Here is a 1,051-nt window from a genome sequence, read left to right as displayed (position 1 = left end):
GATCAGGTCAATCTGAATGCCCAAGGTCAATTTACCGATAAAAATGCAGGTTCGGGTAAAAATGTAAATGTATCAGGTAGTTTGAATGGTACAGATGCAGATAACTACGAGTTATCAGCAACAAATCATGTAACACAAGCCAATATTAGCAAAAAGCAAATTACAGGAACGATTACAGCGCAAGATAAAGTCTACGACGGCACGACCAATGCAACTGTGAATGGCAGCTTGAATGGTGTGATTACTGGTGATCAGGTCAATCTGAATGCTCAAGGTCAATTTACCAATAAGAACGCGGGTCAAGGCAAAGATGTAACTGTATCAGGTAGCTTAACGGGTACCGATGCAGGCAATTACCAAGTCAGCACCAACAGTAGCGTTAAAGCCAATATTGCCAAGAAACAACTGCAAGGTACGCTGACTGCCCAAAACAAAGTCTATGACGGCACCACCAATGCAATCGTACAAGGCAGCTTAAATTTAAATGATGTGATTGTCGGTGATAACGTTACAGTCGGTGGCACAGGTCAGTTTGTCGACAAGAACGCAGGTCAAGATAAAGTGGTGAATGCATCAAGTAGCTTAATGGGTACCGATGCAGGCAACTATGAATTGATCACGAATGGATCAGTGACTGCCAACATCAGTAAGAAACAGATTACAGGTGCAATTACAGCGCAAGACAAAGTCTACGATGGCACGACCAATGCGACTGTGAATGGCAGCTTGAATGGTGTGATTACTGGTGATCAGGTCAATCTGAATGCCCAAGGTCAATTTACCGATAAAAATGCAGGTTCGGGTAAAAATGTAAATGTATCAGGTAGTTTGAATGGTACAGATGCAGATAACTACGAGTTATCAGCAACAAATCATGTAACACAAGCCAATATTAGCAAAAAGCAAATTACAGGAACGATTACAGCGCAAGATAAAGTCTACGACGGCACGACCAATGCAACTGTGAATGGCAGCTTGAATGGTGTGATTACTGGTGATCAGGTCAATCTGAATGCTCAAGGTCAATTTACCAATAAGAACGCGGGTCAAG

Annotated in this window: 1 protein-coding gene; it reads left to right on the top strand. The window is 42.3% G+C overall.

All coding sequences use genetic code 11. The features are described from left to right. The coding region (locus B9T28_RS14930; protein ID WP_252053673.1) for a YDG domain-containing protein at window positions 1–1,051 on the top strand (1,051 nt) is incomplete at both ends.

It is taken from the genome of Acinetobacter silvestris, assembly GCF_002135235.1.
GTDB classification, from domain to species: Bacteria; Pseudomonadota; Gammaproteobacteria; order Pseudomonadales; family Moraxellaceae; genus Acinetobacter; species Acinetobacter silvestris.
This window is presented reverse-complemented; position numbering and strand designations above follow the sequence as displayed.